Genomic DNA, 1,848 nt, shown 5'->3' with positions numbered 1-1,848 from the left:
TATGATGTTAAGGTCGAAACTATATATTAGTTGCGCTCTGTACCTATAGTACCTTGAAAAATTCATATTTTGTAGTATTATGCTGGGCTTTCTGGCATATGTGTCTGATATTTCCTCCCTTGGCTTATGCAAGTACTGGATTTTGGGCATAGTTTCCCAGACCCTTCACATAGTTGAAGAGCTTTCGGAAATTTAGTGCTGCTATCTTCGAACCGAAAAAGAACTTGCCACGTTGTTTTCCACGAGGCATCTTTTCCAGATGGTAATTCCTGCGGATATTTGACGGTACAGTCTCTACTCCATTACGGAGTCTTTCATAGTTTTTAAATTCTTCACTGCTCACCTTCCGCTGGATCTTCGCACGTTCATGTGCCGCTTTGGATGTTACTATTTTGGCAACCCGCTTAAAGATCTTCGGTTTGCATTGGTCCTGGTACGGGCAGTTGGCACACTGCTCATGCAGAAAGGAAACGGCGCACTGCCTGCTCTGCTTCATATAGGAGCAGCTTTTCGGCGCATAACCTGCCGGACACCGGAGGACTTTTGTTCCTTCTTCGTTGAATTCAAAATCAGCAAGGATGTCCGGGGCGGATTTCCCCGTCAGGCTTGTGGTGATCAGTTCTACATTCTTCTCCGATGCGAGCTGCGTGTTTTCTGTCCCGCTGTATGCGCCATCCGTAATTATGACTGTCCGCTCTTCCTGTTTCTCCATCTGCTCAAGATGTTCCTGGAGAAACTGGCTGTCACTGTGATTGTTCTGGTCATATTGATAATCCGTTACAACGGAACCATCCTTACCTACGGATTCCTCAAGGTTGGCTGTATATCCCCGATGCTCTTTTCCGGCTTTGCTCCGGAATGTAGCCTCCGGATCAGAAGGATTCTGCATCATGGATGAGTTCATACCGCCGTCTTCTTTTGTGCGGAGCCTGCGGGTTCCATTTTCAACAACCGTCTGTTCAGACAGGCATCTGACAAACAGATCATACTCTGTTGAATCCTGATACTCAGACTCACATAAGGTAAGAAGTTTATCGGCATCCGCAAGAAGCTGCTTTAATCGTTCCTCTGCATTCGTACTTCTCTGGTGATAGATCACTCTGTTGAAATCATTCGGATCTGTGTAGTGCTTCAGATCCTCCGGCAGAGCAGAAGCATTTGCCTTATTCATAGAAACTGCCAGCTTTGAAATACAAGTATATATCAGTTCCATCCGGCTGAGTTTACGGATGTTGGATTCGATCATCATGGAATCCATACGCCGGATCTTCCCGCTGATCCTCATTAGTTTTGCAATGGAAGCGCTCAGGTCTTTTACGCAGTCATGGTAAAGATCCTTGTTATGAAGTGTTTCGTAATCATAGCACCGCCTGCGGAAACGGCTCAGCGTCTTGTCACTCAGCGGCTGCTCTTCGAAACTCGTTGTGTGCAGGGCATACTGGAGCCGAAAATCCAACATAAGATTTTCAACCATTTCATCATCCGAGTAATCAAAAAGCTCTTTGATAATGAGCGCGCCAACGATTACGTTTACCGGGGTATTCGGTCTGGATGCCTTATTACTGTATAAGACAGAAAAGCGCTTTTCATCAATGGCAGGGAATATTTCATCAGCAAAAACTTTTGCCCAGGATTTTCCCAGTGCTTTCTGTTCCCTGTCGGTTAAGCCGGAAAAACTATCTGTAAATGATATTTGCTGGTAAGAATTTTCTTTGAATGACATAGAGATTACCTTCTTTTTTTAGGATATCTCTATTATACAGCAAGTGAGGCGTTTCAGCTTGTGTTTACTACAAAATATATGAACTTTTCAAGGTGCTATAGACAGGCTTTTGGCCCCAACATCAT

Annotated in this window: 1 protein-coding gene; it reads right to left on the bottom strand. The window is 44.6% G+C overall.

Features of this window, described 5'->3' with window-relative positions:
* Window positions 1-124: 124 nt before the first annotated feature.
* Entirely contained in the window at window positions 125-1,723 is a 1,599-nt protein-coding gene (locus FLB61_RS12890) for a transposase (RefSeq protein ID WP_221920425.1), read from the bottom strand.
* Window positions 1,724-1,848: the final 125 nt, after the last annotated feature.

It is taken from the genome of Sellimonas caecigallum (genome assembly GCF_019754295.1).
Taxonomy (GTDB): domain Bacteria; phylum Bacillota; class Clostridia; order Lachnospirales; family Lachnospiraceae; genus Sellimonas; species Sellimonas caecigallum.
This window is presented reverse-complemented; position numbering and strand designations above follow the sequence as displayed.